This window comes from Amycolatopsis sp. NPDC050768, assembly GCF_040654155.1.
Taxonomy (GTDB): domain Bacteria; phylum Actinomycetota; class Actinomycetes; order Mycobacteriales; family Pseudonocardiaceae; genus Amycolatopsis.
Window position 1 is genome coordinate 149,862 of sequence record NZ_JBFAHL010000002.1, and the last position, 25,877, is coordinate 175,738.

Annotated in this window: 25 protein-coding genes; 9 read left to right on the top strand and 16 right to left on the bottom strand. The window is 70.0% G+C overall.

Annotated features, from left to right (window positions below):
- The first annotated feature begins 4 nt into the window (after positions 1-4).
- Genes AB0H62_RS07880 through AB0H62_RS07890 form a run of 3 tightly spaced genes read left to right on the top strand, consistent with a single transcriptional unit; the run spans position 5 to position 4,262 of the window.
- Positions 5-1,474, top strand: a complete 1,470-nt coding sequence (locus AB0H62_RS07880; RefSeq protein ID WP_360584834.1) for a hypothetical protein — start codon at positions 5-7, stop codon at positions 1,472-1,474.
- Positions 1,471-2,277 (top strand): CbbQ/NirQ/NorQ/GpvN family protein, encoded by an 807-nt coding sequence (locus AB0H62_RS07885; RefSeq protein ID WP_360584836.1) that lies wholly within the window; start codon positions 1,471-1,473, stop codon positions 2,275-2,277. Before AB0H62_RS07880 ends, AB0H62_RS07885 begins: the two co-directional genes overlap by 4 nt.
- Positions 2,274-4,262 (top strand): VWA domain-containing protein, encoded by a 1,989-nt coding sequence (locus tag AB0H62_RS07890; protein ID WP_360584838.1) that lies wholly within the window; start codon positions 2,274-2,276, stop codon positions 4,260-4,262. The genes AB0H62_RS07885 and AB0H62_RS07890 overlap by 4 nt, the downstream gene beginning before the upstream one ends.
- A gap of 9 nt (positions 4,263-4,271) precedes the next feature.
- On the opposite strand, the gene AB0H62_RS07895 is transcribed toward AB0H62_RS07890, so the two are convergent.
- Positions 4,272-6,596 (bottom strand): protein kinase, encoded by a 2,325-nt coding sequence (locus AB0H62_RS07895; protein ID WP_360584840.1) that lies wholly within the window; start codon positions 6,594-6,596, stop codon positions 4,272-4,274.
- Between the two features lie 156 nt (positions 6,597-6,752).
- Complete coding sequence (locus tag AB0H62_RS07900; protein ID WP_360584842.1) at positions 6,753-7,997, bottom strand: MFS transporter; 1,245 nt, start codon at positions 7,995-7,997, stop codon at positions 6,753-6,755.
- 97 nt (positions 7,998-8,094) lie between these two features.
- Between AB0H62_RS07900 and AB0H62_RS07905 the strand changes: the two genes are divergently transcribed.
- Positions 8,095-9,165 carry a cupin domain-containing protein gene (locus tag AB0H62_RS07905; protein ID WP_220242650.1) on the top strand — a complete coding sequence of 357 codons (1,071 nt, stop codon included), beginning with the start codon at positions 8,095-8,097 and terminating at the stop codon, positions 9,163-9,165.
- The gene (locus AB0H62_RS07910) at positions 9,162-10,040 is read left to right on the top strand and encodes an AAA family ATPase (protein WP_360584844.1); all 879 of its coding nucleotides are present in this window, start codon (positions 9,162-9,164) and stop codon (positions 10,038-10,040) included. The genes AB0H62_RS07905 and AB0H62_RS07910 overlap by 4 nt, the downstream gene beginning before the upstream one ends.
- A gap of 72 nt (positions 10,041-10,112) precedes the next feature.
- On the opposite strand, the gene AB0H62_RS07915 is transcribed toward AB0H62_RS07910, so the two are convergent.
- From AB0H62_RS07915 to AB0H62_RS07925, 3 genes are read right to left on the bottom strand one after another with little or no spacing between them, the layout of a single operon-like run.
- Positions 10,113-11,093 (bottom strand): ABC transporter substrate-binding protein, encoded by a 981-nt coding sequence (locus AB0H62_RS07915; RefSeq protein ID WP_220242652.1) that lies wholly within the window; start codon positions 11,091-11,093, stop codon positions 10,113-10,115.
- 38 nt (positions 11,094-11,131) lie between these two features.
- On the bottom strand, positions 11,132-11,992 hold the full coding sequence (locus tag AB0H62_RS07920; RefSeq protein WP_220242653.1) for an ABC transporter permease: 861 nt from the start codon (positions 11,990-11,992) through the stop codon (positions 11,132-11,134).
- Positions 11,989-12,861 (bottom strand): ABC transporter ATP-binding protein, encoded by an 873-nt coding sequence (locus AB0H62_RS07925; protein ID WP_360584847.1) that lies wholly within the window; start codon positions 12,859-12,861, stop codon positions 11,989-11,991. Before AB0H62_RS07925 ends, AB0H62_RS07920 begins: the two co-directional genes overlap by 4 nt.
- 178 nt (positions 12,862-13,039) lie before the next feature.
- On the opposite strand from AB0H62_RS07925, the gene AB0H62_RS07930 reads away from it, so the two are divergent.
- Positions 13,040-13,774, top strand: a complete 735-nt coding sequence (locus AB0H62_RS07930) for a FadR/GntR family transcriptional regulator (protein ID WP_220242655.1) — start codon at positions 13,040-13,042, stop codon at positions 13,772-13,774.
- Positions 13,775-13,865: 91 nt separating this feature from the next.
- Positions 13,866-15,110, top strand: a complete 1,245-nt coding sequence (locus AB0H62_RS07935) for an FAD-dependent oxidoreductase (RefSeq protein WP_220242656.1) — start codon at positions 13,866-13,868, stop codon at positions 15,108-15,110.
- 4 nt (positions 15,111-15,114) lie between these two features.
- On the opposite strand, the gene AB0H62_RS07940 is transcribed toward AB0H62_RS07935, so the two are convergent.
- The 4 genes from AB0H62_RS07940 to AB0H62_RS07955 are packed head-to-tail and all read right to left on the bottom strand — an operon-like array spanning position 15,115 to position 18,953.
- Positions 15,115-16,101: an ABC transporter substrate-binding protein gene (locus tag AB0H62_RS07940; protein ID WP_360584849.1), complete on the bottom strand. Its 987-nt coding sequence runs from the start codon at positions 16,099-16,101 to the stop codon at positions 15,115-15,117.
- 4 nt (positions 16,102-16,105) lie between these two features.
- Positions 16,106-17,104 (bottom strand): amidohydrolase family protein, encoded by a 999-nt coding sequence (locus AB0H62_RS07945; protein ID WP_360584851.1) that lies wholly within the window; start codon positions 17,102-17,104, stop codon positions 16,106-16,108.
- Positions 17,101-17,811 (bottom strand): 4-carboxy-4-hydroxy-2-oxoadipate aldolase/oxaloacetate decarboxylase, encoded by a 711-nt coding sequence (locus AB0H62_RS07950; protein ID WP_220242659.1) that lies wholly within the window; start codon positions 17,809-17,811, stop codon positions 17,101-17,103. Before AB0H62_RS07950 ends, AB0H62_RS07945 begins: the two co-directional genes overlap by 4 nt.
- Positions 17,808-18,953: a zinc-binding dehydrogenase gene (locus AB0H62_RS07955; RefSeq protein WP_360584853.1), complete on the bottom strand. Its 1,146-nt coding sequence runs from the start codon at positions 18,951-18,953 to the stop codon at positions 17,808-17,810. The genes AB0H62_RS07950 and AB0H62_RS07955 overlap by 4 nt, the downstream gene beginning before the upstream one ends.
- Positions 18,954-19,031: 78 nt before the next feature.
- Between AB0H62_RS07955 and AB0H62_RS07960 the strand changes: the two genes are divergently transcribed.
- Together AB0H62_RS07960 and AB0H62_RS07965 are read left to right on the top strand one after the other, a co-directional pair.
- Complete coding sequence (locus tag AB0H62_RS07960) at positions 19,032-19,973, top strand: hypothetical protein (protein ID WP_220242661.1); 942 nt, start codon at positions 19,032-19,034, stop codon at positions 19,971-19,973.
- A gap of 3 nt (positions 19,974-19,976) precedes the next feature.
- A complete protein-coding gene (locus AB0H62_RS07965) occupies positions 19,977-20,417 on the top strand; it encodes an RpiB/LacA/LacB family sugar-phosphate isomerase (RefSeq protein ID WP_220242662.1) in 441 nt (146 codons plus the stop codon).
- Here the strand turns inward: AB0H62_RS07965 and AB0H62_RS07970 are convergent.
- The 7 genes from AB0H62_RS07970 to AB0H62_RS08000 form a co-directional block, all read right to left on the bottom strand.
- On the bottom strand, positions 20,398-20,979 hold the full coding sequence (locus AB0H62_RS07970; RefSeq protein ID WP_220242663.1) for a 2,3-bisphosphoglycerate-dependent phosphoglycerate mutase: 582 nt from the start codon (positions 20,977-20,979) through the stop codon (positions 20,398-20,400). The genes AB0H62_RS07965 and AB0H62_RS07970 overlap by 20 nt on opposite strands.
- Positions 20,976-21,830 (bottom strand): alpha/beta hydrolase, encoded by an 855-nt coding sequence (locus AB0H62_RS07975; protein WP_220242664.1) that lies wholly within the window; start codon positions 21,828-21,830, stop codon positions 20,976-20,978. Before AB0H62_RS07975 ends, AB0H62_RS07970 begins: the two co-directional genes overlap by 4 nt.
- Before the next feature lie 11 nt (positions 21,831-21,841).
- Positions 21,842-22,684, bottom strand: a complete 843-nt coding sequence (locus tag AB0H62_RS07980; RefSeq protein WP_220242665.1) for a 3-methyl-2-oxobutanoate hydroxymethyltransferase — start codon at positions 22,682-22,684, stop codon at positions 21,842-21,844.
- Positions 22,681-23,157, bottom strand: coding sequence for a hypothetical protein (locus tag AB0H62_RS07985; RefSeq protein WP_360584856.1), 477 nt, complete (start codon positions 23,155-23,157; stop codon positions 22,681-22,683). The genes AB0H62_RS07980 and AB0H62_RS07985 overlap by 4 nt, the downstream gene beginning before the upstream one ends.
- 19 nt (positions 23,158-23,176) lie before the next feature.
- A complete protein-coding gene (locus AB0H62_RS07990) occupies positions 23,177-24,460 on the bottom strand; it encodes a Rieske 2Fe-2S domain-containing protein (RefSeq protein WP_360584858.1) in 1,284 nt (427 codons plus the stop codon).
- A gap of 95 nt (positions 24,461-24,555) precedes the next feature.
- Positions 24,556-24,882, bottom strand: a complete 327-nt coding sequence (locus tag AB0H62_RS07995) for a 2Fe-2S iron-sulfur cluster-binding protein (RefSeq protein WP_220242668.1) — start codon at positions 24,880-24,882, stop codon at positions 24,556-24,558.
- A 152-nt stretch (positions 24,883-25,034) separates the two neighbouring features.
- The gene (locus tag AB0H62_RS08000; RefSeq protein ID WP_360584860.1) at positions 25,035-25,811 is read right to left on the bottom strand and encodes an alpha/beta fold hydrolase; all 777 of its coding nucleotides are present in this window, start codon (positions 25,809-25,811) and stop codon (positions 25,035-25,037) included.
- Between the last annotated feature and the right edge of the window lie 66 nt (positions 25,812-25,877).

Below are 25,877 nucleotides of genomic sequence, written 5' to 3' on the forward strand. Positions count from 1 at the left end.
GCCGATGACCGCCCCGTACCCCCTGTCCGCGCAGGCTCCCGGTGTCCCCGCTCCGCTGCCGGGGTTCGACTACCCGGCGCCGCGGTTCCCGGGATACCTCCTGCAGGAGCGCACCGACGACCTCGAGGAGCTGATGCCGCTGGCGCGGGCGCACGTGCGGCGCCGCTACGGCCGGTCCGCACTCGGCGACGTCCGGCCCGGCGACGAGCTGCTGATCGTCACGTTCCCGCACCAGCACGAGCTCGTGTTCCAGGCCATCCGCGAGGCGCTGCTGGAGATCGGCGTCGCGAAGGTCGACCGGATCGACGTCACCGACCTCGGCATGGAGGTGAAGTCCTACAGCGCGGCCGAGGGGTGGCGGGAGATCACCGACCGGCTGCCGCCGATGATCGAAGAGGGCATCGAGTTCAACGTCGCGGCGGCGGCGCTGAAGCGCTACCTCGACGATCGCCCCGGTTACACCGGCGTCTACGCGGGTGAAGCCGGTCGCTCGCACTGGAAACGCGCCGCCGGCAAGCGGATCCGGAACAACTGGGTGTACTCGACCTACGAGGACTTCATCTCCCGCGCCAACGGGATCCCCGACGAGATCTGGCGGACCGTGGACCTCATGGTGGTGGACGCGTTCCGCGACGCCGCCGAGGTCCGCATCACGAGTCCGGAAGGGACGGACCTCGGCTGGCAGGTGACGCCGCAGCAGGCGGAGCTGTGGCCCAAGGGCGCCTACATCTCGGGGCACATCCTCGGCTCGACGATCCAGGGCATCCGGTTCGGCCACCCGGCGGAGACCTTCCTGCGCGAAGCGAAGACTTTGATGCCCACGCTCAACGGCGTGATCGGCGGGACGAGCAACCACACCGGATACTTCCCGCACGCGTCGGTGACCATCGAATCGGGGATGATCACGAAGATCGAGGGCGGCGGCCGCTACGGCGAGCTGTGGCGCGAGGTCGTGGAACGCTACCGGGACACGCGCTATCCCGGCTTCCCCTATCCGGGCTGGGCGTACTTCAACGACGCGTCGATCGGCACCAACCCGAAGAGCTACCGCCAGATCGAAACCCTGTGGAACTACAACGACTCCTGGACGAACCTGCCCGAGCGCGCGCAGGCCGGCGTGATCCATTTCGGCTTCGGCGCCGAGCACTGGGACCAGACCTTCCTCTCCTACGCCAAGGAGAACAAGTTGCCGACGATGCACTTCCCCCACGTGCACAACCTGTTCGCCACCTACGAGATCCGGCGGCGCAGCACCGGCGAGTGGGTCAAGCTGATCGACAAGGGCCGGATCACGGCGCTCGACTCCGAGCGCGTGGTGCGGCTCGCCAGCAGCCTCGGCGGCACGCACCACCTGGAGTACGACTGGATTCCCGCGGTGCCGGGCATCAACTACCCCGGGGACTACCACCGGGACTACGCACCCGATCCGGTCTCGTGGATCCGCCGCGAGCAGAACGGGGAGTTCGCCCGGTGACCGCGCCGTTCTATCTGCCCGCCGGCGACGAGGTCGACCTCTTCCGCGCGGCCTACGACCAGCGCATCCCGGTGCTGCTCAAGGGACCCACCGGGTGCGGCAAGACCCGGTTCGTCGAGTACATGGCGTGGGAGATCGCGAAACAGCGCATCGGGGCGCCGCCGGACGAGCCGCTGGTGACGATCACCTGTCACGACGACCTCACCGCGGCCGACCTCGTCGGCCGGTACCTGCTCTCGGCCGAGGGCACGACGTGGCTCGACGGGCCGTTGACGCGGGCCGCGCGCACGGGTGCGATCTGCTACCTCGACGAGGTGGTCGAAGCCCGCAAGGACACGACCGTGGTGCTGCACTCGCTGACCGACCACCGGCGAATGCTGCCGCTGGAACGGCTCGGCACCACCGTGGCGGCGCACCCGGATTTCCTGCTCGTGGTGTCGTACAACCCGGGCTACCAGGTCACGAGCAAGGACCTCAAGCCGAGCACCCGACAGCGGTTCCTCGCCATCGAGTTCGGCTACCCGGACGCCGATCTGGAGGCCGAGATCATCGCGCACGAAGCGGGCGTGCCCGCGGACGTGGCCGAGGCACTGGCCGCGCTCGGCGCCCGGATCCGCAACCTCGACGCCGCCGATCTCGTCGACGGCCCGAGCACCCGCCTGCTCGTCCACGCCGGCGCGCTCATTGGTCGCGGGGTCGCACCGCGGCGCGCGTGCGATCTCGCGCTGGTGCTGGCCACCAGCGACGACCGGGACGTGCAGGACGCCGTCCGGCAGGTGACGCACGCCGTGTTCGCGGCATGACGGCGCTGGCGCCGCTGACCGGCTCACTCTCGCTGTACTACCGGGCGTTGTGCGGGCGCGGCTGCGAACTGGTGCCCTACGACGACGATGCCGAACTTCGCCAGCGGCCCGACACCGCGACGACCGTGCGGCTCCCGTCGCACGTGCACTCGGGACCGTCGTGGTACCAGGTGGCGCTGACGCACCGCGCGCTACACCACGAACTCGGGACTTTCGAGCTCGCCCTCGACCGGCCGGAGCCGTTCTTCCGGCGGCTGCGCCCGGCCGGCCTGAGTGGCGGGCTCGACCGCTTCGCCGGCCTGTTCGGCCGGACGGCGCTCGCGGTCGAGGTGTTCACCGTGCTCGAAGACCTGCGCGTGGACACCGCGGCCCTGCGGCTGTTCCCCGGTCTGGCACCGGCCTACGAGCGGGTACGCGACGACGAGCTGGCGACGAGGCCGGACCTCGCCGAGCTGCCGCCCCGCTCCGCCGCGGCCGAGGCGCTCGTCCGGCTGAGTCTCGGCGCCACCTCGATCCGGCTGCCGCAGCCACTGCATCCGGCAGTCACCCGAATGGCCGCCGTGGCCAAGGTACTGGCCGACCGAGAGTCCACTGTGGAATCGACGGCCGAGGCGGCGATCCGCTGCTACGGCGTGCTGGCGCGGCTGCCCAACCTCACGCCCGCGGCGGGGCCGGACGAAGAGGTCGCGTTCACCGAGTCCGCTGTGGACGACGGGTTCACGCTGCCGGGCCAGGAGTTCCGACTCGAAGGCGACGAGGTGTTCGACGTCCGGTTCGCGCCCGTGCACTACCGCGACGTGCCCGGTCCCCGGTATCTCGGTTTGTCGGCTTCCGGCATGCCGCTCACCGAGGCGATCCTGCGGATGACCGGCGAGGAAAGCCAGGCGGCCGACGAGTTCACCGAACGCTCGCTGGCGGCCGAGAGCGGACAGGTCGACGTCACGACGGTCCAGCGCCCGCCGGAGCCGCTGCCGCACGACCACGGCCCCGACCTGGAAGACCACCACCACGGGGAAACCGGGCCCGTCCACGCGAACGGACGGCACGAGTTCGCCTACCCGGAGTGGGACCACCGCGCCGGGGAGTACCTGGCCGACTGGTGCCTGGTGCGCGAGAAGCGGCCCCGTTCGGGGCGCAGCGGCCGCACGCACCGCGACGCGCTCAAGCGCAACCGCGCGCTGCTGCCCGCGCTGACCGCGCAGCTGGAACGCATGGCTCCGCTCGGGCGCCGCCGGCGCACGCGGCTGCGCCACGGCGACGACCTCGACCTCGACGCCTGCGTCGAAGCCATGGCCGACGTGCGGACCGGACGGACGCCGGGCGAGGCCGTGTACAGCGCGCTCGAACCGGTGGCCCGCGAGGTGGCCGTCGCGTTCGCGCTGGACCTCAGCTCGTCGACGGCCGAACGCCTGCCCGAGCGCGACGACGGGATCCGCCGGATCCTCGACCTGGAGCGGGAATCGGTCGCGTTGCTCCTCGAGGCGGTGGAGCGGGTCGGCGACAGCTACGGCATCTACGGGTTCTCCGGCACCGGCCGCGAGGACGTCGTGGTTTCGGTCGTGAAGTCCCTCGACGAGCGGCGCACGCCGGCAACCCTGCGGCGGCTCGACGGGCTCGTGCCGCAGCACACCACCCGGATGGGCCCGGCCATCCGCCACCTCACCCGCCGGCTCGCCACGCACGGCGCCCCCTCGAAGCTGCTCGTGCTGGTTTCCGACGGTCGTCCGTTCGACCTCGACTACGGGCAGCGGTACGGCGAGGACGCCGTGCTCGACTACGCGCTCGCCGACACCACGCGCGCGCTCGCCGAAGCCCGGCTCGCCGGCGTCCGCCCGTACCTCATCACCGTCGACCCGGCCGGCGGCGACTACCTGCGGACGATGTGCGACCCCGACGAGTACCACGTGATCGCCGATCCGCGTGACCTGCCGGTCGCCCTCGCGCGGCTGTACGTCACCGCCCGGCGCGCCTGGCCCGTGACGTAGAGCCGGGAGTCAGTGCGGCCGGGAGAGGTCGCCGGGCCGGAAACCTTCCAGCGTCGAACTGACGAGCCCGTCGAACTGGTCCTTGTATTCACGCGGGTAGACCCAGCGCAACGCGGCCATCGAGGCGGATCCCGTGAACCCGCGTTCGTAGAAGATCTTGCCGTCGCCCTGGTAGCCGGAAACCGAGTACCGGTCGCCCTCGACCTTCTGGTAGGTCACTCGCCCGCCGCCCGCTTCCACCTCGGCGACCGCGCCGGCCAGCGCCTGGGCCGCGGACTGGTTCGAGTTGGCGCCCCACACCGTCAGCGTCGCGTCGACATCGGAGTTGGTGAACGTCATCCCGTCCCCGTTCGGCGGGGCGTACGGGGTCGCGAGGTAGCTCTCGGAGATCAGCGCGGTGAAACCGAACCGGGGGTTCGTGTACGTGGGGCCCTCGGCGGACTGTCCCGTCGAGGGCACAGAGGGCGTAGAGGGCACAGAAGACATCGACGGCGTCGGGGAGAGCGAGGTCGAAGCCGGTGGCGGCGAGGCCGACGCCGGCTTGCCAAGCATCGTCAGGAACTTCGGCTGCATCAGGTCGCCGATTTCGGCGTACGGCAAGGTCACGGTCTCCTGCCCGTCGGCCGTGCTGGCGCCGAGTTCGTACCACAGGATCTCGAACTGGACCCCGGTCTCGGTGAACCCGAAGTCGGCGCCCGGCACGTGGTCGCCGCCCGCGGTGCTGTTCGCGGCGTCGATGTCCACCTTCCGGCCCTCCTCGCCGACCCCCGGCTCGCGGCGGAACCCGTCCTTGGTGTGCGGTTCGAGCCGCTGGGTGAGCGTCTTCATCCCGGCCGCGGTCAGCACTTCGGGCCGGAACACCTCCCGGGGGCCGAGGATCTGCCCCGTGCCGAGGTCGACGGTCGTCGTTTCGGGGAACCGCCAGGTCGGGTGCGACAGCACGGCCGAGTCGAGATCATGCTGGTACCGCACGGAAAGCAGGCTCGGCGTCTGCAACAGGATCCGCGCCGTCGTGTGCGCCGCGGCCGTGTCGCCGGCCTCCTGGAACCGGTCGCGATTGCCGGCCACCCCGTCACGAATCGCCTTCAGCCGCTTGTCGACCGGGGCGCGCAACGCCTCGTTGATCCGTTGCCGGACCGCGGGATCGGGGCCGCCGGACACCTGCGGGAACTGGAGGTCGTAGGTGACCGGCATGGCCTGGTCCCGCCCCGACGTGGTCTGCAGGCTGACGGTGAGCGCCGCCGCTTGCGCGGGCGGATCGTCGTGGTTGCCGAAAATCGCCACTCCCCCGGCGACCAGCGCGCCGACGATCAGCACCGCGGCGGCGATCTTGCCGGCGATCACCGCGGTCGCGCCCACCCCGGTCCCCGTGGCCGGCACCCCGCCCCCGACCCCACCCCCGACCCCGGCCGCCACGGCGCCGGCGCCGACCGGTGCGGCGGCGGTGCCGGCGGTGGCCAGCAACGCCAAGGGCGTCAACGCCGTCAACGCGGCGGCCGACGCGGCCAGACGCTTCCAGCCGCGTTTCTCCCAGTTCTTCCCGTAGGCCTTGCGGGCGACGATCTCCAGCTCCGCCACGAAAGCATCAGCCCGGGCCGGCCGCCACGCCGGATCCTTCGCCATCCCTCGCGCGATCAAGGGGCGCAACGCCTCGGGCACCGCCTCCACGGGCACCGGCGCCGCTTGGTGCAGCGAGCGCAGCCCTTCGGTCGTGTCCGCCCGGAACGGCACCTGTCCGGTGACGCACTGGTAGAACACGCAGGTCGCCGCGTACACGTCGGTGGCGGGCACCCCGGGCTGCCCGGACCACTGCTCCGGCGCCATGTACGACGGTGAACCGGCCGTCAGCCCGTTGTGGCCGTCCAAAGTGGCGAGTCCGAAGTCGACCAGCTTCGACTCGCCTTCGCGGGACACCAGCACGTTTCCTGGTTTGTAGTCCCGGTGGACCACCCCGGCCGCGTGGGCGTCGGCGAGGCCGAGCAGCGAGCCCTTCAGAATGGCCAGCGCGGACTCGGGGGCCAGCACGTTCTCCGTCGCCAGCAGCGCGCGCAGCGACACACCGGGCACGGCCTCCATGACCAGGGCGGCGCCGTCCGGCGTCTCCACGAAGTCGAAGAGCCGGACCACGTGCGGGCTCCGCACGCCCGACAACAGCCATGCCTCGCGCCGGAACCCGTCCGCGATCCCCGCGTCGGCGAGGTACTCCGCGCGCAGGTACTTGATCGCCGCCATCCGCCCCGAGGCCTCGTGCTTGGCCAGCACGACCCGCCCGAAGCCGCCGATGCCGAGCACGTCCACCTCGGTGAACCCGGGCACGCGCCAGGTGTCGCTCATCCCCGCCGATTTCCCCTCACGGTCACGACCTTCCCTCGCGAATCGCGGAGGTCATCAGACCACGGCCAGGGGATCCGCACTACCGGAATGTGGCATTTTGTGCGAAGTCGTCACACTCGCGTGGCCGCGGGCCCCGCGCTCCACGTCGGCCGCAGATCAGGCCTGCGTCGGCTCCTCGGCCCGTGCCGCGGCGTAGGTGCGCACCGGGTTGGCCCGGCCGAAGTGAGCGATGGCGAAGGCCGCGGTCGCGAGCCCTCCGATCATCAGCGCGAGCACGGGACCGGCCGCCGCCGCGACGCCACCGATCACGGTGTCGCCCAGAGCAGGGCCGCCGCGTGAGGCCATCTGGTAGATCGCGGAAACCCGCCCGCGCAACGAATCCGGCGTCTCGAGCTGCACCGCCGCCTGCCGGATCGTCGTGGCCATCGCGTCGAACGCGCCGAGCAGCAGGCAGGCGACCAGCGCGACGACGAGCCCGGCGGCCCAGGCGAGCAGGACGGCACTAAGGCCGTACGCGATCGTCGAAGCGAGGAGGACCTTGCCGAGCCGCTTGCTGCGGGCGACCACCCGGAAGACCGTGTACGTCGCGATGAGAGCTCCCGCCGACGGTGCTGCCGAGAGCAGCCCGTACGCCGTGGCGCCCAGGTGGAATCGGTCGATCGCCAGCGTGGGCAGGAGGACCCGGTAGGCCGCGAAGACCGTCGCCACCAGGTCGAGCAGCACCATTTGCCACACGATCCGTCTCCCCAGGACGAACCGGACGCCCTCCACGAACTGCTCGCGCAGCGTGATGTGCTCGCCCGACCCCGGCAGGTGCGGGATCCGCAGCAGCGCCAGGGTGACCATCAGCAGGAGGTAGGTCACCGCGTCGACGGCGTACATCAGGCCTGGCCCGCTGACGGCGATGAGCACACCGGAGAGCGCGGGGCCGAGGAGCACGGCGAGCTCTCGGGAAGGGTTGAGCAACGCGAAGGCCTGCGGCAGCTGCGCCCGTGGGACCAGGGCCGGGATCAGGGCTTGGCGGGCGGGCTGGTCGAAACTGGCCGCCGCGGTGGTGAGCACGACCGAGCCGACCACCTGCACGACGTCGACGTGGCCGGCGAAGCTCGTCGCCGCGAGCGCGAGCGCCACGACCATGGCCACGGCCTGCGACCACTGGAGGAGCTTGCGCCGGTCCACCCGGTCCGCGTAGACGCCGGCCAGGGGACTGAGCACCACCAGCGCCACGACCTGCGCGGCTCCCACCAGCCCGGTTTGCGCCACCGAACCGGAGAGCTCGTAGACCTGGTAAAGGTTGGCCGCGATCGTTCCCCGGCTGCCGATCTGCGAGAGGACGACGCCGCCCCAGTAGAAATCGAAGTCGCGGTTGCGCAGGACCTCGGCGACCTTCATGCCCGCCATAATGCCTGATGGTATGACCAAAAGTCCACGCTTGCCGCAGGGCGGCCGGCGGACCACAATGCGAAAGGTAAAATGGTCCGGCCAATCTGGAGGCTCGGTGTCGACGAAGACCACGACGAAGACCACCCACTATCACCAGCAGAAAGCGCGGCGGGCGAAGTTCCTCGAAGACTGGCGCGACAACCACCGCACGGTCATCCGCGGCGAGGACGTCAAACTCGAGCAGACTGCGCGGGGCATGCGCACCGGCGTCTACATGGGTGAGGACGGCGACAATCCGACCCGCTCCATCGACGCCCTCGTGCACGAGGTCGACCACGGCGTCGTCACCACGATCCACCGGCACTCCTGGGACGCCATGGTGCTCGGCGTCGGCGGCCGGGGCTGGCTCGAGGTCGACGGCGAGCGGGTGACCGTCGCCCCCGGCGACTCGGCCCACATCCCGGCGTGGGCGTGGCACCGCTCGGGCAACGACGGCGACGAGACGTTCCGCTACCTCACGTTCTCCAGCGAGCCGCTGCTCGCCACGATGGGCATGTCGGTCCTCGACGACCGCGGTCACGAGCCGTTCGAGAACCTCCCGGGCCGGCCCGAGTTCAGCGCTCCCGACGTGCAGGGAGACGACGCGTACGCCCGTCGTCTGCGCCGTCTCGGCAAGGAGCAGCAGAAGCGCCGCAGCGGTCGGCTCCACACCGACTGGGACGAGCTCGAGATGCTCAACACCCCGCGCGGCACCCGCACGACCTTCCTCCTCGACCGCGCCATCGGGTACCAGGCTTCCGGTATCACGATGGCGATGTTCGAGATCGGCCAGGGCCGCCGGCAGTCGATGCACCGGCACGCCGGCGAGGCCTGGCTGTACGTGCTCGAAGGCGAGGGCCACTCCTACCTCGGCACCGAACCCGAGGGCGGGGAGAACCACCCGTGGAAGAAGGGCGACCTGATCGTGGTCGACCACTTCCTGTGGCACCAGCACTTCAACGACTCCGCGGAGAACACCGCGCGGGTCGTGCGCATCCACATGTTCGACAGCCTGCTCGAGACGATGCGGGCGCTGATGGATCCCGCGGTGCTCTTCGAAGAGCCGCCGGACCACATCCGCGATGCCCAGGCCGGCGACGTCAACACGGTCGTGTGGCCCGCCCTCGACCGGCCGTCCTGGCCGTGAGCGAGCGGACGCTCCCGCCCGGAGTCGTCGGACTGCACGCGCTCCCCTCGGACCACCACGACGGGCCGTGGGACTCGATGATCGTGCCGGCGGGCACCAAGGAGAGGCTGCTCGGCACCGCGCTGCTCGTCCTGCGGCAGGGCCGGTTGCTGAGCGGGCTCTCCGGCGCGCCGCACGGCCTGATCGTGCTGGCCGGCCCTCCGGGTACGGGAAAGACGACGCTCGCGCAGGGGCTCGCGCAGGCCGCCGCACGGAAAATGGCCCCGCGTGGCGCCACGACGCTGGTCGAGGTCGACCCGCACGCGTTCCCGAGCGACATGCTCGGCGAAAGCCAGCGGGCCGTCTCGCGGCTGTTCCTCGACACCCTGCCCGAGATCGCCGCGCGGAGACCCCACACCGTGGTGCTGATCGACGAGGTCGAAGCTCTGGCCGTACGCCGGAGTTCGGCGTCGTTCGAGACCAACCCGGTCGACGTGCACCGCGCGACGGACGCTGCGCTGTCCGGTCTCGACCAGCTTCGCGCGCAGTGCCCGCACCTGGTTCTCGTGGCCACGACCAACTTCGTCGACGCGGTCGACGAGGCGGTGCTCTCGCGGGCCGATCTGGTCATGAACACCACGCTGCCCGACGACGAGGTCATCGAGCAGATCGTGGCGTCGTCGCTGGCCGAGCTGGCCGAGCAGTGGCCCGGCCTGACGCCGCTCGCCCGGGACGCCGATCTCCGCGCGGAGCTGGCCAAAGGCCTGCGGGGTCTCGACGGCCGGCGGGTCCGCAAGTCGATCCTCGCCGCGCTCACGGTGCGCACCGAGGTCGCGCTCGACCCGAACCTGCTCACCGCCGACGACCTGCGCCACGCGACGCAGCTCGACGGCTGACGCCCTGCGACGGACGAACGCGCGGTGCCGGGTCGACGACCGACCCGGCACCGCGCGTTTCCCGTGCGCTGTCTACTTGCTCCCGAACGCCTTGTCCACAAAGGACGAGTCGATCAGCGACGCGAGGTCGACCTTGTCGACCCCGTTCACCGAGCCCTCCAGCGACTGCTGGGACGACTTGAGCTGGTCCACCGTTGCCACCGGGGGGTCGGTGAGGACCTCGCCGGCGTAGTACTTCCAGGTCGCGTCGAGCGCGCGCTGGTCGGTGACCCCGAGGTGGGCGCCCAGGATCTTCGTCGAATACGCCTCGTCGGAGCGCTCGCGGTCGAACCCCTTCTTGAGGCCGGCCATGAACTTCCCGACGACGTCCGGGTGGTCCTTGAGGTACTCGGACGTGCTGGAGATGCCCACGTTGATGTTGGGGATCTTCTCCTTGGCCATGTCGATCACCATGTGCAGCCCGGCGTCCTCGAACTTGAGGCTGGCCGGCGGGTGCGTGGCGGAGGCGTCGATGGTCTTGGCCAGCAGCGCGTTGTTGACGTTCGTCACCGAACCCAGCGGCACCAGGTTCACGTCGGTCGGGTTGATGCCCAGCTTCTTCAGCGCTTGCAGAGTGCCGATGTACTGGGAGCCGCTCTTCGTGGTGTAGCCGATCTTCTTGCCCTTCAGCTGTGCGGCGGTCGGCACGTTCGCGTAGATCTGGTACGGAAGCACCGGGGTGAGCGCGGCCAGCACCTTCACGTCACCGCCCGCCGCGGTGCCGGCCACGATCTGGGAACCACCCATCGAGGCGAGCTGCGTCTGGCCGGCGATGAGCGCCGGGTACCCCTGGTTGCTGTCGAGCTTGATGAGCTTGACGTCGAGCCCTTGCTCCTTGAAGTAGCCGGCTTCCGAAGCGATCCACAGGGGCAGCTCGTCAGCGACCTCTTCGCTGTAGCTGACGGTGATGACACCGCCGGCTCCGGCGTCCGACGAACCGCCGCAGGCCGTGAGAGACGACGTCGCGAGCGCCACGGAAATGGCGACGCCGAAGGCGCCAGACTTGAACTTCATTGTTCTGTCCTTCTGGGGATGGGCGGGGACGGGAAACGTCAGTCGTTGCTCAGGCGCCAGGCCGCGTAGTGGTTCTCCACCCGGCGCAGCAGCGCCGTGAGAATCACTCCGGCCGCGGCGAAGATGAACAGGCCGGCGAAGACCGTGGCAGTCTGGAACTGCTGGCCGGCGGTGTTCATCGTCATGCCGACACCGTGCTGCGCGCCGCTGAGCTCGGCCACGAAGACACCGATCAGCGCCTGGCCCACCGCGAGCCGCATCCCGCTGGCGATGAAGGGGACGGTGCCGGGCAGGGCCACGGTGCGGAACAGCTGGAGGTCGCTCGCCCCGAAACACCGCGCTACGCGCACGGTTCCTTGTTCGAGCGACTGGACGCCCTGCGCGGTGTTGATGAGCACCGGGAAAAGCGCCATCAGGAAGACGATCGCGATCTTCGAAGAACTGCCGATGCCGAGCCAGATGATCAGCAGGGGCGTCAGCGCGATGCGCGGCGTGGCGTAGAGGAAGTTGACGAAGGGGTTGAGCGCCCAGGCGATGCGCTTGTACCAGCCGATCAGCAGCCCCACCGGCAGCCCGATCACCACCGCCAGCGCGAGGCCGGCGAGCAGTTCCTGGGCGCTGGTCCACAGGTCGATCCAGATCTGCCCACCTTGGATCATCGCCCCGAAGGCGTTGATGACGTCGACCGGCCCTGGCAAGATCAGCTGCGGCTGGATCCGCAGCAGCGCGATGATCTCCCAGACGACGAGCACGACGACGACGGCGCCGACGCCGAACAGGCGTTGCTCGCTGAGCCACGACGGCAGCCGGCGGCGGGCCGCCTGGCCCGCGCGAGGGCTCCGGCGCGCCGGCCGGGACTCGATTCGCGAGGCCGGCCTTGGCGAAGAGGTGACGCTCATCGGGCTCCCTCCCCGGCACCGGCTTTGGCGCCGTAGAGCACATCGGCGATCTCGTCCCGCAGCTGCGCGAACTCGCGCGTCCGCCGGATCTCGTGCGACCGCGGGCGAGCCCACGGCACCGTGATCTCCTTGACGATGCGACCGGGCCGCGGGCTGAACACGCACACCCGGTCCGCGAGGAACGCGGCCTCGGTGATGTCGTGGGTGACGAACAGCGCCGTCACGTCGCGTGCGGCGCAAACCCTGAGCAGTTCGACCTGGAGCACCTCACGAGTCTGGGCGTCGATCGCGGCGAACGGCTCGTCGAGCAAGAGGATCTCCGGCTCGACCGCGAGCGCGCGGGCGAGGTTGACCCTGGCCTGCATGCCACCGGAGAGCTGCGCCGGGTACTGCTGCCCCACGCCGGCGAGTCCGACCAGCTCCAGCAGCTCGTCGGCGCGCTGCTTGGCCGCCGGCTTCTTGACCTTTTTCGTGAGCTCGAGGCCGTAGCTGACGTTCGCCTGAACGGTCCGCCACGGCAGCAAGTTGGCGTGCTGGAACACCATCGCCCGGTCGGGCCCCGGACCGGGGATCGGCCGCCCGTCGAGCTCCAGATCGCCCTCGGCGAGCTGGACGAACCCGGCGACCGCGTTGAGCAACGTGGTCTTGCCGCAGCCGGAAGGCCCGACGAGGCAGACGAAATCCCCCCGCGCCAAGGTCAGGTCGCACTGCTCGACGGCCGTCGTCACCTCTTTCGACCCAGGCTTGGCGTAGTCGATGGCGACACCTCGGGCCTCGAGGTGTGCGATCCCGCCCGTGGCCCCCACATCGATGTGCGCAGCATCACGGCCTGCCGTTCTGGACAGTGCCGGCTTGTCTCGGCTCAGCATGGAGGGGAGCGTAGGACTAATTGTCAGTCCAAAGCAATGGTCCAACTGAGTTTTCTGGCCAGGTCGTGACCGGCCGGAGCAGCGCGGCCGTCCCTGACCAGGACTAGTGCCGTAAGGTCAGACCATTGACTGTTAAACTACGGTGCATTTCCGGCATCGACCATGACGAGGTGGAGACATGGCTGCAACAGGGCGCGGCGCGAAGGACGACCTCTTCAGCCGCGTGAGCACCTCGCGGGTGTCGCAGGTCATCGTGGACCAGATCAAGGTCCTGATCCGCGACGGTTCTCTCATCCCCGGCGACCGGCTGCCGAGCGAGCGCGATCTGTGCCAGCGCTTCGGCGTGAGCCGGGTGACCGTGCGTGAGGCACTTCGCGTACTGGAAGCCACCGGACTCGTCACCATCCGGGTCGGCGCCCACGGCGGGGCCTTCCTGACCGCGCCGAGCACGGACCGCGTCGGCGAGGGTCTGGCCGATCTCCTTTCGATGTCCGTGCTCACCGCCGGCGAGGTGACCGAGGCGCGCAAGATCGTCGAGATCGGCGCCCTCCCCCTGATCGTCGAGCGGGCGACCGACGAGGACATCGACGCGCTGTTCAAGCTCGTCGAGGAGGGGCAGACCGCCGTCGACGAGGGCGTGCACGCGGTGGACATCTCGGCGCGGTTCCACATCCGGCTCGCCGAATGCGCCCACAACACCGCGCTGACGATGCTGATCCAGAGCTTCCACGGCCCGCTCCTCATGTCCCTGCGGGAGGCCCGCGAGCAGGCCCCCATCATGGGCGCGCGCGGGACCGGCGAACACCGGGAGCTCGCCGAGGCCATCCGCAACCGCGATCTCGCGGCCGCTCAGCGGGTCATGAGCGAACACATCGCCCGGACCGCGCAACGCGTGTCGCACGAGGCCGAGTAGCACCGGGAAAACCCGCGCCACCCTCGGAAACACCCCTCGCACCGGACGCCGTCTTCCGCTAAGGTCCAATGGACTAGCCAATGGAGGAGTAATGGCGGTGAAGGGAAGCAGCACCCTCGTGGTGGGCGCGAGCCAAGCGGGAGTGGAGCTGGCCGCCTCGCTGCGCAAACTCGGTGCTTCGGGACCGATTACGTTGCTCGGCGGGGAAAACCGGCTGCCCTACCAGCGGCCCCCGCTCTCCAAGGCGTTCCTCAAGGGGGAACTGCCCGAGGAGCGGCTGGCACTGCGCGGCCGGGACTTCTACGAGGCTCAGCGGATCGAGCTCGTCCGAGGTGAATGGATCGACGAGATCACCCTCACCGATCCCGAGCTCGGTGAGGGCTTCGCGGTCACGCGGTCCGGTCGGACGGTGGAGTTCGACCGGCTCGCCCTGGCCACCGGAGGCACGCCACGCCGCCTCCGGATCCCCGGGAGTGAGCTCGCCGGCGTCCACTACCTGCGCGATGTCGACGACGCGATGGCGCTGCGACACGACCTCGCGGCCGCCCGCGACGTCGTGGTCATCGGCGGGGGCTTCGTGGGGCTCGAGGCCGCCGCGGCCGCCACCACCGCCGGCCGGAACGTCACCGTGGTCGAAGCGGCCGACCGGTTGCTCGCCCGCGCCGTCGCGCCGCAGATGTCGGGCTTCTACCTCGCCGCGCACCGGCGGCGCGGCACCGAAATCGTGCTGTCGACCGGCGTGACCGAACTCCTCGGCCGCGACCGGGTGACGGGTGTCGGGCTCTCGGACGGCCGCACCATTCCCGCCGACGTCGTGGTCGTCGGGATCGGCCTGGTGCCCCACACCGAACTCGCGGAGCAGATCGGGCTCGCCTGCGCCGGCGGGATCATGGTCGACGAGTCCGCCCGGACCAGCACCCCCAGTGTGGTCGCCGCGGGCGACTGCACGATCGTCGCGCACCCCGACCACGGCGCCCTCCGCCTCGAGTCCGTACCCAACGCCATCGCGCAGGCGAAGACGGCGGCCGCGAGCCTGCTCGGCCTGGCCGCTCCCGCGCCCGGGATCCCGTGGTTCTGGTCCGACCAGGCCGATCTGAAACTGCAGATCGCCGGGATCAGCAGCGGCTACGACGAGACCGTGCTACGGGGCGACCCCGGCAGTGAACGGTTCTCGCTCTTCTACTATCGCGGCGGGCGCCTCATCGCGATCGACGCCGTCAACGCACCACGCGACTACATGGCCGTGCGCAAGCTGCTCGAGGCCGGCCGCACCGTCCCGCAGCACGTCGCGGCCGACACCGAGGTGGCGCTGAAGGAATTCCTGCGCGCGGCTTGACGAGTCAGATGACGAAGGACTCCGTCGACTCCAGCGCGAACAGTTCTTCCGCGGTGCGCAGGCGAGCCGAGAGCCCCTGCTCGTGGTGGTAGCGGAGGAACACGTCGAGCACGTGCCGGTTGGCGTCCAGCCCGTAGGACCAGTAGTCGGGGCCGAGCAGGCTCCGCGCGTCCTCCAGGTGCTGGTTGAGCCACGGCTCCATGAACCGCAGTGCCGAGGCATCGTAGATCCGCGCGTACGCCTCGTTCTTGGCCGCTGTGAACGCTTTCGTCAGGGACTGCGCGACCCACGGGTGCCGCTCGTAGACCTCGCGGCGCAGGGCGACCACGTGCATGATCGGGAAAATCCCGGTCTCCGCGTAGTACTCCTTCTCCGCCGCGACAGTGTCGGGGAAGAGCCGGGCGACGCGACCGTCGCCGGCGACGTACGAGCTCGGGATCCGCGGACTCTGCAGCGCGTCGATCTCGCCGGTGGCCAGCATGTCCGAAAGAGTCCGGCCCGCCGGGATCGACTGGACGTCGAAGCGGGTCGAGACGGCACCCTTTTCGATCCGCCCTGGCGTTTCCTGGCCACCGGTGAGGTAGGTGACCGAGTCGAGTGGCACGTCGTACGCGTCGGCGAGGATGCCGCGGATCCAGACGCCCGCGGTGAGCTGGAACTCGGGCGTGCCGATGCGTTTGCCGACGAGATCGGCCGGTTTCTCGATGCCCGCCGCGGTGTTGATGAAGACGCCGCCGTGGCGGAACATCCTCGACGTGAACACCGGCAGCGCGACGAACGGCGCCGGGTCGCGGTCGAGCGAGGCGACGTAGGTCGACAGCGACATCTCCGAAGCGTCGAACTCGCCGTGGCGCAGCATGCGGAAGAACGTCTCCTCGACCGGGAGCCGCAGGTACGTCAGGTCGATGCCGTCGGGCCGGATCGACCCGTCTTCGAGGGCGCGCGTGCGGTCGTAGTCGCCGCACGCGAATGTCAGGTCCAGTCGGCTCATCGGGTCACCTTCCTGCGGCGGCGAGCCGCCGGTCGAGCCGGGGGTAGACCCGGCGAGCGTTGTTCTCGTACACCGCCGCCAGGTCCTCGCCGGCGAGCCCGGCGCGGTCGACGTACTGCAACGTGTCGTCCCAGGCGATGCCGGTTTCCGGGTCCGCCCCGCGCACCGCGCCGAGCATCTCGGACGCGAAGAGCACGTTCTTCGCGGGCAGGACATCGAGCAGCAGGTCGATGCCGGGCTGGTGGTAGACGCACGTGTCGAAGAAGACGTTCGGCAGGAGCTCGGCCGGGTCGCGCCAGCCGTTGCGCATCGCCAGGCCCCGGTAGCGTCCCCAGTGGTAGGGCACCGCTCCCCCGCCGTGCGGGATCACCAGTCGCAGACCGGGAAACCGGTCGAAGAGCTTCGACTCGAGCAGCTGGGTGAAGACGCTGGTGTCGGCGTTGAGGTAGTGCGCTCCGAGCGTGTGGTGGTTCGCGTTGCACGCCGTCGAGACGTGCACCATCGCGGGCACGTCCAGCTCGGTCAGGACCTCGTAGACACCGAACCACGACTCGTCGGTGATCGGCTTGCCCGCCCAGGTGCCGGACGGGTCCGGGTTCAGGTTGACGCCCACGAAACCGAGTTCGCCGACGGTCCGGCGGATCTCGGCCGTGACGCCGCCGAGATTGCCTTCAGGCGTCTGCGGAAGCTGCGCGACCGGGGCGAAGTGCTCGGGGTAGAGCTCGGCGACGCGGTGGACGAGGTCGTTGGACGCGCGCGCCCAGGCGTTCGCCACGCCGGCGTCGGGCACGTGGTGTTCCATACCGGATGCTTTGGGAGAGAACAACATCAGGTCGCCGCCACGCTCCCGCAGCACACGCAGCTGGTTACCCTCGACGCTCTCGCGCAGCTCGTCGTCGGTCACCGGCGCCAGTGCCGCCCGCTCACCGTCGAGCTGGGCGTCGCGGAACTGTTTCAACGCCGGCGGGGCTGTCGTGTAGTGACCGTGGATGTCGATGATCACCGGTCGCGCACCTCCTTGAGGTACGCGTCGTGCTCCACGTACCGCAGGCCCTTGCGGGCGAGGCGCTCGCGCATCGAGTTGACGTCAAGGCCCAGCTCTCCCGCCGCGTAGCGGGCCCGCAGGCGCGCTTCCTTGTCCTCCCGCGCAGCCGACGCCGCGAGGATCTCGTCCGCGTCGGCGCGGCGCACGACCACCACACCGTCGTCGTCGGCGACGATCACGTCACCCGGCTCGACGAGCCGGCCACCGCAGACGACGGGGATGTTCACCGAGCCGAGGGTTTCCTTGACCGTGCCCTCGGCGGACACGGCCCGGGACCAGACGGGGAACGGCAGCTCGCGCAGCTCGGCGATGTCGCGGCAGCCGGCGTCGATGACCAGGCCCCGCACCCCACGCGCCTTGAGCGAGGTCGCCAGCAGCTCGCCGAAGTAGCCCGCGTCCGACGGCGACGTCGGAGCGACGACGAGCACGTCACCGGGCTGACTCTGCTCCACGGCCACGTGGATCATCCAGTTGTCGCACGGCGCCACGCTCACCGTCACCGCCGTGCCCGCCACGTGCGCACCCGGGTAGATCGGGTTCAGCGTGGACGCCATCAGCCCGGTGCGGCCCTGAGCTTCGTGAATGGTCGCGACCCCGAACCGGCCCAGGCCGTCACGCGTCTCCGGGCCGGTTCGCGGCGGGTTCGTGACGACGATCCCGCTCATCGGACGACCGCCCCACCGGCCTGGCCGACCAGCGAGGGCATCAGGGAGATGTGGATCGCGTCCTCGTCGGTCTCGCCGGCGAGCACGCGGATGGCGTGGTCGACCTGGTCGATGCCGTAGCGGTGGGTCGCCAGCTTCTCCAGCGGGAAGCGGCGCGAGGCGAGCTGGTCCACGGCGAGCTCGCAGGCGCGGAACGAGTGCCCGCGCGCGGACTTGATCGTGATCGCCTTCTCGGTGACCTTCTTGACCGGAAAGTCCGGGAACGCGGCCAGCTCACCCTGGATGAGGAGCGTGCCTTCGCGACGCTTGAGGACGTCGACGCCGAGCAGGACCGGCGCGGTGCCGGCGCGCGAAGTGCAGTCGAGCACGATGTCGACGCCGCGGCCGCTGGTGAGGTCCATGATCTTCTCGCGGGGGTCCTCGGTGACCACGTCGATGACCTCGTCCGCGCCGAGTTCCTTCGCGAGGTCGAAGCGGTGCTTGTCGCGCGTGGTGCCCGACACCAGGATCTGGGCGGCACCGGCGGTCTTGGCCGCGACCAGCTGCGCGAGGCCCTGCTGGCCCGGGCCCTGGATCAGCACGGTGTCGGCGTATCCGACGCCGGCGGTGAGCAGCGCCCACTCGATGCCGTTGGACAGCGGCATGACCATGCCGGCGAGCTCGGGCGTGACCGTGTCGGGGACCTTGTGCAGCACGGAGTTCCACGGCAGGTACATGTATTCGCTGAACCCGCCCCACAGCGTGCCGGGGTTTTCCGCGGAGGTGTAGCCGAACCGCCGGCCGTCGGGGTTGGTGCGCCAGTCCGTCGCCTCGCAGTGCCGGTACTCGCCGAGGCGGCACCAGTCGCAGTTGAAGCAGCCGACGTAGTGCTCGACGAACACCCGATCGCCTTCGGAAAGGCCGTGGCGTCGCTTGAACCGCGCCCCGGCCTGTGCGATGACGCCGACGTTCTCGTGGCCCATGATCACCCGGCCCTGGATCACCGCGGGCGGATTGGCGTACATCTTCACGTCCGTCCCGCAGATCCCCGCGACCTCCACCTGCAGCAGGGCGGAGTCCTCGTCGATCGACGGGAGCCGGAATTCCTGCATCTCCGTCGTGCTCGCCGCGACGCGGACGGCCGCCTGCACAGTCTGGACCATCGAATCTCCCTCGTTGGCAGAATGGACAGCCCAATATACCATCAGCGAGGTAGTCCACCAGACGAAGCGAGGAGCCGCATGGCCGAGCACCTGCTGACCGTGACGCGTACCCAGGGCAACAACCGCGCGCTGACCGACGGCGAGGTCGTCCCTGCCGGGTTTCCCTTGGCGTTCAGGGAAGAACCAGTGCTCGTCAACGGGTTCCGGCGGATGGTCCGAGAGCTCGCCTACGACGTCTGCGAGATGGCGCTGACGACCTATCTCACCGCGCGTGAGCACGGCGTGGGCTTCACCGCGCTCCCCGTCTTCCTGGTCCGCGGGTTCCACCACGGCGCGGTCCTCGTACGGAAGGACTCCGGCATCACCGAGCCTGGGCAGCTGGCCGGGAAACGCGTCGGCGTCGGCCGCGGCTACACGGTGACCACCGGCGTCTGGGCGCGCGCGATCATGGCGCTCGAACACGGCCTCGATCTCGACTCGGTGACCTGGGTCCTCAGCGGTGACGAGCACGTGGAGTCCTACCGTCCGCCCGCGAACGTCGAGCCGGCCGGATCCGGGAAGAAGCTCGAGGACATGTTGCTGGCCGGAAAACTGGACGCGGTCGTCAACGCCAAAGTGGACTCTCCCGAGGTCGTGCCCCTGATCGCCGAACCGGTCGAGGCAGGGTTCGCCGCGCTGCGCGAACGCGGCTTCTACCCCATCAACCACCTCGTCGTCGTCAAGGACGAGGTCCTCGACGCGCACCCGGACGTCGCGAAGGCCGTGTTCGACGCGTTCGCCGAGTCCAAGCGCAACTACGTCGAGCAGCTGCGGGCCGGCGTCGTCGAAACCGCCGACGACCGGATGTACGCGCGGGTGATGGCCGAGACCGGCACCACCGACCCGCTCCCCTACGGCATCGAACCCAACCGCGCGATCCTCGAACTCCTGGCCGAACAGGCGGCGGCGCAACACATCCTGACGAAACCGGTGGACGTCGAGTCGATGTTCGCGCCCGCGACGCGCGAACTGGTGGGCTGAGCCATGCGCATCGCGATCGCCGCCGACCACCACGGCGTGAACCTCAAGCAGCGCCTCACCACCTGGCTCACCGACCACGGTCACGAGGTGGACGACCGCGGCTCGCACAGCGCGACGGACACCGTCGACTACCCACCGCTGTGCGCCGACGTGAGCCGGCGGGTCGCCGACGGCCGCGCCGACGCCGGCCTCGTGCTCGGCGGCAGCGGACAGGGCGAAGTCATCGCCTGCAACAAGATCCGCGGCGTGCGCGCGGGACTCGGGCACACCACGTTCATGGTGGAGATCTCGCGCGGCAACAACAACGCCAACGTGCTCGTGATCGGCACGAAGGTCATCTCGGACGACGAAGCGGAACGACTGCTCGCACTGTGGCTGTCGACTCCGTTCAAGGGCGGCCGGCACCAGGACCGGATCGACCAGATCACCGCGCTGGAAGCCTGATTTCCGGCCGGAACGCGACGGCGGTCGGCACCTCTGCGCCGATCGCGTCGGCCACGTCCAGCCCGCTCACGTGGGCGAGCAGCATGCGCAGCGAGTTGCCGTGCGCGACCACGAGCACTGACCGGCCCGATTCCAGCAGCGGCAGCAACTCTTCGAGCCAATACGGCCGCAACCGCTCGTGGAGCATCTGGAGGCTCTCGCCGCCGGGAGGCAGACCGGCCGGCGAACGCCGCCAGCAGGCGACCGCTTCGGCACCGAACCGCGCCCGCGCGTCGGCCCGCCGAAGTCCTTGCAGCGCACCGTAATGCCGCTCGACGAGAGCCGGGTGGTACTCGGCCGCGACGGTCGGCGAGAGCCGGCTCCTGACGATCGCGGCGGTGTCTGCGGCGCGGGCCAGCGGCGAGCAGTGCACGATGTCCGGGACCCAGCCGGCCAGTCCTTCCGCGGCGGCTCGCGCTTCGAGGGCGCCGGCCGGCGTCAGCGGCACGTCGAGGTGCCCGGCGAACAGGTCCCCGGCGTTGGCGGTGCTCTCACCGTGGCGCAGCAGGACGAGCGGAGTCACCGGTCGTGCCCGCGGAGGAACTCCAGAACTCGCGCGGGCGCGGTCTCGGCCGTCTGCTCGGAAACCGGAACGTCCCAGTATTCGTGCACCGGCAGGCACTCCTGGAGGTAGCGCGCGGCCGAAGGGGCGTGCGAGCTGTCCTGCCCCGGCACGATCAACGCGGGCACGTCGCAGGTCATCAGGTCCTCCGGCTCCACGCCCGGAACGGTGTCGCGGTCGAAGAGGCCGCGCACGGAGCCGGTCACGAGCAGGTCGTAGCGCGCCGGGTCGAAGGCCGCGTACGCCTTCGCGAAGGCTTCGTCGCTGCGCAGCGGCGCGGCCCACGGACCCACCCGCGGGTCGGTGCTGAAGCCGGCGGTCGTCGACCGGGCCAGGTCGACGACGGCCGGCAGCCCGTGCTCGGCGACGTAGGCGAGGTGCCGCACGAACCGGCGGTGCTGCGCCATCCGGTAGCGGGGCCCGCCGGCCGGCGAGAACAGGACCATGCTGCGCACGCGTTCCGGTGCCGCGACGGCGAGCGCCGCGGCGGTCGAGCAGCCGACGCAGCCGCCCATGGTGTGCGCCGCGTCGATGCCGAGGTGGTCGAGCAGCCCGAGCGCCTGGCGGACGTAGACCGGCCACTCCAGCCGCTCGATGCGGCCACCCGAGCGCCCCGATTCACGTCGGTCGAAGACGACGCAGGTGTATTCGGGAGCGAAGGCGTCGACGAAGCCGAGTTCACGGTAGCGCCCGAAGCCGGTCCAATTGTCCAAACTGGAATCGAAGCCGCCCGGACTGAACATCAGCAGCGGCGGGCCGTCACCGACGGTCTGGTAACGCGTAGCGATCCCGTCCAGCACGGCCACGGGCATGCTCGTACTCCTCAGCTCTGCGGCACCTTGATGCCACCGCGGATCTGCCGGCCGCCCCGGATGTCCGCGGCGCATTCGGTCAGCGCGTCGAACGTGATCCGCGCGACGTTGGCGTAGGTGTCGATCTCTTTGTCGACGTTGGCGGCGTTGTAGCCGATGGCCGCGGTGGCCATGCGGATGCGCCCGTCGAGCCACGGACCGCCCCCGAACCCACCGAGTACGGGGATCGACACCGCGTCCACCACCGCCGGCCCCACCACCGGGCCGGAGTTGGTGAAGTTGAGCGCGACGGCTCCCGCCGACTCGAGCCGCTTGGCCTCCGCGACCAGCTCGTCGAGCATCCCGTCGGGCACCTGCGCGACGCTGGCCGCCGAGTATTCGATGCCGTACTTCAGGGCCGTCTGCGGCGTGATCCCGAACTGCGCGAAGACCGGAATGCCCGCCCTGGTCACCGCCTCGACCGCTTCCGGGAAGTCGGCGGCCCCGTCGAGCTTCACCAGGTCGACGCCCGCCTCCTTGACCAGCCTGATCGACGCGTCGACCGCACTGGCCGCGCCCTGCTGCAGCGGGCCGAACGGGAAGTCGCAGCTGAGCAGCGCTCGCCGGACTCCCCGCCGAGCCGCCTTCGCGACGACGAGCACCTCGTCGAAGGTGATCTCGAGCGGATGCGGCTGCCCCCAGAGGTTGACCCCGACGGTGTCGCCAACCGAGACGATGTCCACGCCGACCCGGTCGGCGATGCGCGCCATCTGGTAATCCCAGGCGACGATGCAGACGCTCTTCTCGCCACGCGCCTTCATCGCCTGCAGAGCCGGGATGGTGACCTTGCCGGCCGGATCGCTCTGGGGGCTCATGCGCGCGTCGCTTTCAGCAGGTCCAACAGATCGTCCTCTTCGGCGGGCACCAAGAGGATCCGGGCGTGCGGACGCAGCGAGAACAGTGCCTCGTTCGCGACTCCGTCGGAGGTCACGACCAGGCCGGCCGTCATGATCCCGCGCACCGTGCAGGCCGCACCGATGGTGGCCGCCGCCTCCGCGTTCTCACCGGTGGTCGAAACCAGCACGACGGTGTTGCTGTCGCGCAGCTCATCGGTGAGCGCCACCCGGTCGCCGGTCATGGTGACCAGCTCGTCACCGGCGCCGGAAGCCGAGTAGAACCGCGCCTGAGCCCACTCCTCGGCGGCCGCTCGCCCGACGATGTCCTTCGCCGCTTCGTCCAGCGCCACCACCCGCGTGTTGCGGGCGGCGGACAACGGGTAGTCGATCCGGAAAGCCGCTTCCTCGGCGGTCGCCGCGCGGGCACAACTGCTGACCAAGCCACGTTGCAACACTGCGTTCCTCGCCGTCTCAGACCGTGGTCTGCCGCACGCCCGGCTTGGCGACCATCGCCTCGCCGATGCCGTCCACAAAGGACTGGTCGGCGGGCAGCACGACCGCGACCGAGCGCACCTTCTGGTCCTGGGCCCGGTTGCCTGCCGGCTCGACCCCGTCCTCGGCCAGCGCGAGCGCGGCCTTGCGCAGCTTCTGGCGCGCCTTGATGATGCCCGCGTCGGTGGCGACGAGCCGCTCCTTGGTCCGGTCGACGATCGGCCCCATCGACTCCTGAAGCGACGAGTCCTGCAGCGCGATGCCCTTGATGCCGGAGTAGGTCTCGCCGCGCCGCTGCGCGTCGCGGTCCATGAGGTAGTCGTTGTCCTTGTTCGCGAGCGGCCGGTAGTTCTCGTCGTTCGCGCTGTGCACGCCCAGACCTGCCCGCATGGCCGACACCTCTTCGCTGTCGAGCTGGCGGGTCGGGTGGTAGTCGAAGCTCCAGGCCCAGCAGTTCTCGTCGTCGATCGGCACCCAGAAGTGGCCGTGCATCGGGTGGTCGGCGCGCGGCGGGACCATGGTGAAGTTCGGCAGCACCCACGGCGTCACGCGCCAGTAGTAGTGCCCTTCCTCCGCGCTGCGGCGAGCGGCGATGAGCAGGCCGCCCTCGTAGTCGACGACCTCGAAGAACGGCTTCAGGTCCGCGCGGTTGTAGGCGTTTCCCTTGGAGCCCTTGAAGAGCGGGTCGCTGTCGAGGCTGCCCGAGTGCAGGAAGGTGACGTGGCTGGAGTCGATGCCGCCTTCGAGCGCCTGCAGCCAGTTGCACTCCTGAAAGCGCTTCGACGTGAAGGCCTGCCCCTCCGGAACGGTCACGAACTCCCACTCCGGCAGCGGCGGCTGCGTCTCCGGGTCACCGAAGTAGGCCCACAGCACGTCGCCGCGCTTGACCATCGGGTAGGACTTGAGCTTGACGTTGGCGCAGAAGTTGCTGGTCTCGGGCTCGCTCGGAACCTCGATCGCCTGACCGGTGTAGTCGTACTTCCAGCCGTGGTACGGGCAGCGCAGGCCGCCGGCCTCGTTGCGGCCGAACCAGAGCGAGACGCCGCGGTGCGCGCAGAACTCGTCCATCAGGCCGTAGCGGCCCTCCGAGTCGCGGAAGGCGATCAGCCGCTCCGAAAGGATCTTGACCCGCGCCGGCGGGCAGTCGTCGGCGGGCAGCTCCTCGGCCAGCAGAACGGGCTGCCAGAAGCGCCGGAACAGGGCGCCCATCTTGGTGCCCGGCCCGGTCTGCGTCAGCAGTTCGTTGATCTCTGTTCGGAGCACGCTGAAGTCCTTTCGCACCGGCGATCGCGAAGCCGTTATAGGATTGAATATCAGACCATTGAACCACTGGCAATGGCGAGTTCTCCGCGCCGAGGTCAGACGACCTGCTCTCCGGGCACGTCGACGGTGAGCCCGTCGAGCCGCGGCGTCACCTCGATCTGACACGAGAGGCGGCTCCCGGCCCGCCGGTCGCCGATCGCGAGGTCGAGGAGGTCGTCCTCCATGTCACCGACTTCGCCGACCTGATCCAGATACTCCTCGCGCACCCACACGTGGCAGGTGCCGCACGAAAGGCAGCCCCCGCACTCGCCGATGATCCCCGGCACCCCCGCGCGCACGGCCGCGCTCATGACGCTCTCCCCCACGGAGGCGTCGACCGCCCGCTCCTCGCCGGCGTCGTCGACGTACACGACCTTCGGCATGTCCACTCCTAGCCGCTGACTAATGGACTTACCAATATACCGGTTGATCCCGGGGGCGCAAGACGCCAGGAGAGCCACAGACAACCAAAAAAGCCCAAGTCGGTGACTTGGGCTTTTTTGCTCTCCGCCAGGACGCGAACCGGGAACCCCGGTCAAGCGCCGACTTCACTTGGGTCGGCAGCCAGGTCGCCTGCCGGTTCGGCGAGCCGGTGAAACACCTCGGCGAGCTTCTCCGGCTGAGACAGGAACGGCGAATGGTCGGAGTCAAGGGCAACGACCTCTTCGCACCCCCCGGCACGATGCATCGCACGCTGCGCCGCGAGCGGGATCGCTTCGTCGCGTATCGCTTCGACATAGGTCTTCCGGACTGTCCCGTACGCGGCGGGCGTCACCGACACCGGCTGGGCTCCGATTCCCAGGCTTTCCGCAACCAGCTGGTCAACCGCTTCGCGGACGACCTCGGGCGCGCACGCACCGAACAGGACCTCGGGAGCATGCTCCGCCGGCAACGTGTACACGCCCTTGCCGAAGTCCCGGCGCTGGTACCGCGCGGCCAGCGACGACCGGAACTCCGGCCGCGCGGTGAGGTCGGCCAGGATTTGGCCGTCTCCCGGCACGAACGCGCACAGGAACACCAGCCGCGCGATCCGGTCGGGCACCTGCTCCGCGACCTGGGCGACGGTCAGCCCGCCCATGCTGTGCCCGACCAGCACCACCGGCCGAGCGGCCGCCTCGACGCGTTCCCGCACCTTCGCGACGCAATCGTCGAGCGTCACGGTCTCGATCGCCTGGCCGCCGTCACGGCCGGGCAGGTTCACCGCGTCCACGGTGTGCCCCGCCGCCTCGAGCAGCGGGACGATCTTCTCCCAGCACGAGGCCTGGTACCAAGCTCCGTGCACGAGCACGAAATGCGCTCCGGCGTTCTTCACGTTCCTCCTCGTCTCGCCGCGTTCGCCGTCGAAACCGGCGACCCGGTCCGGCTCCTCAGGTGAAGC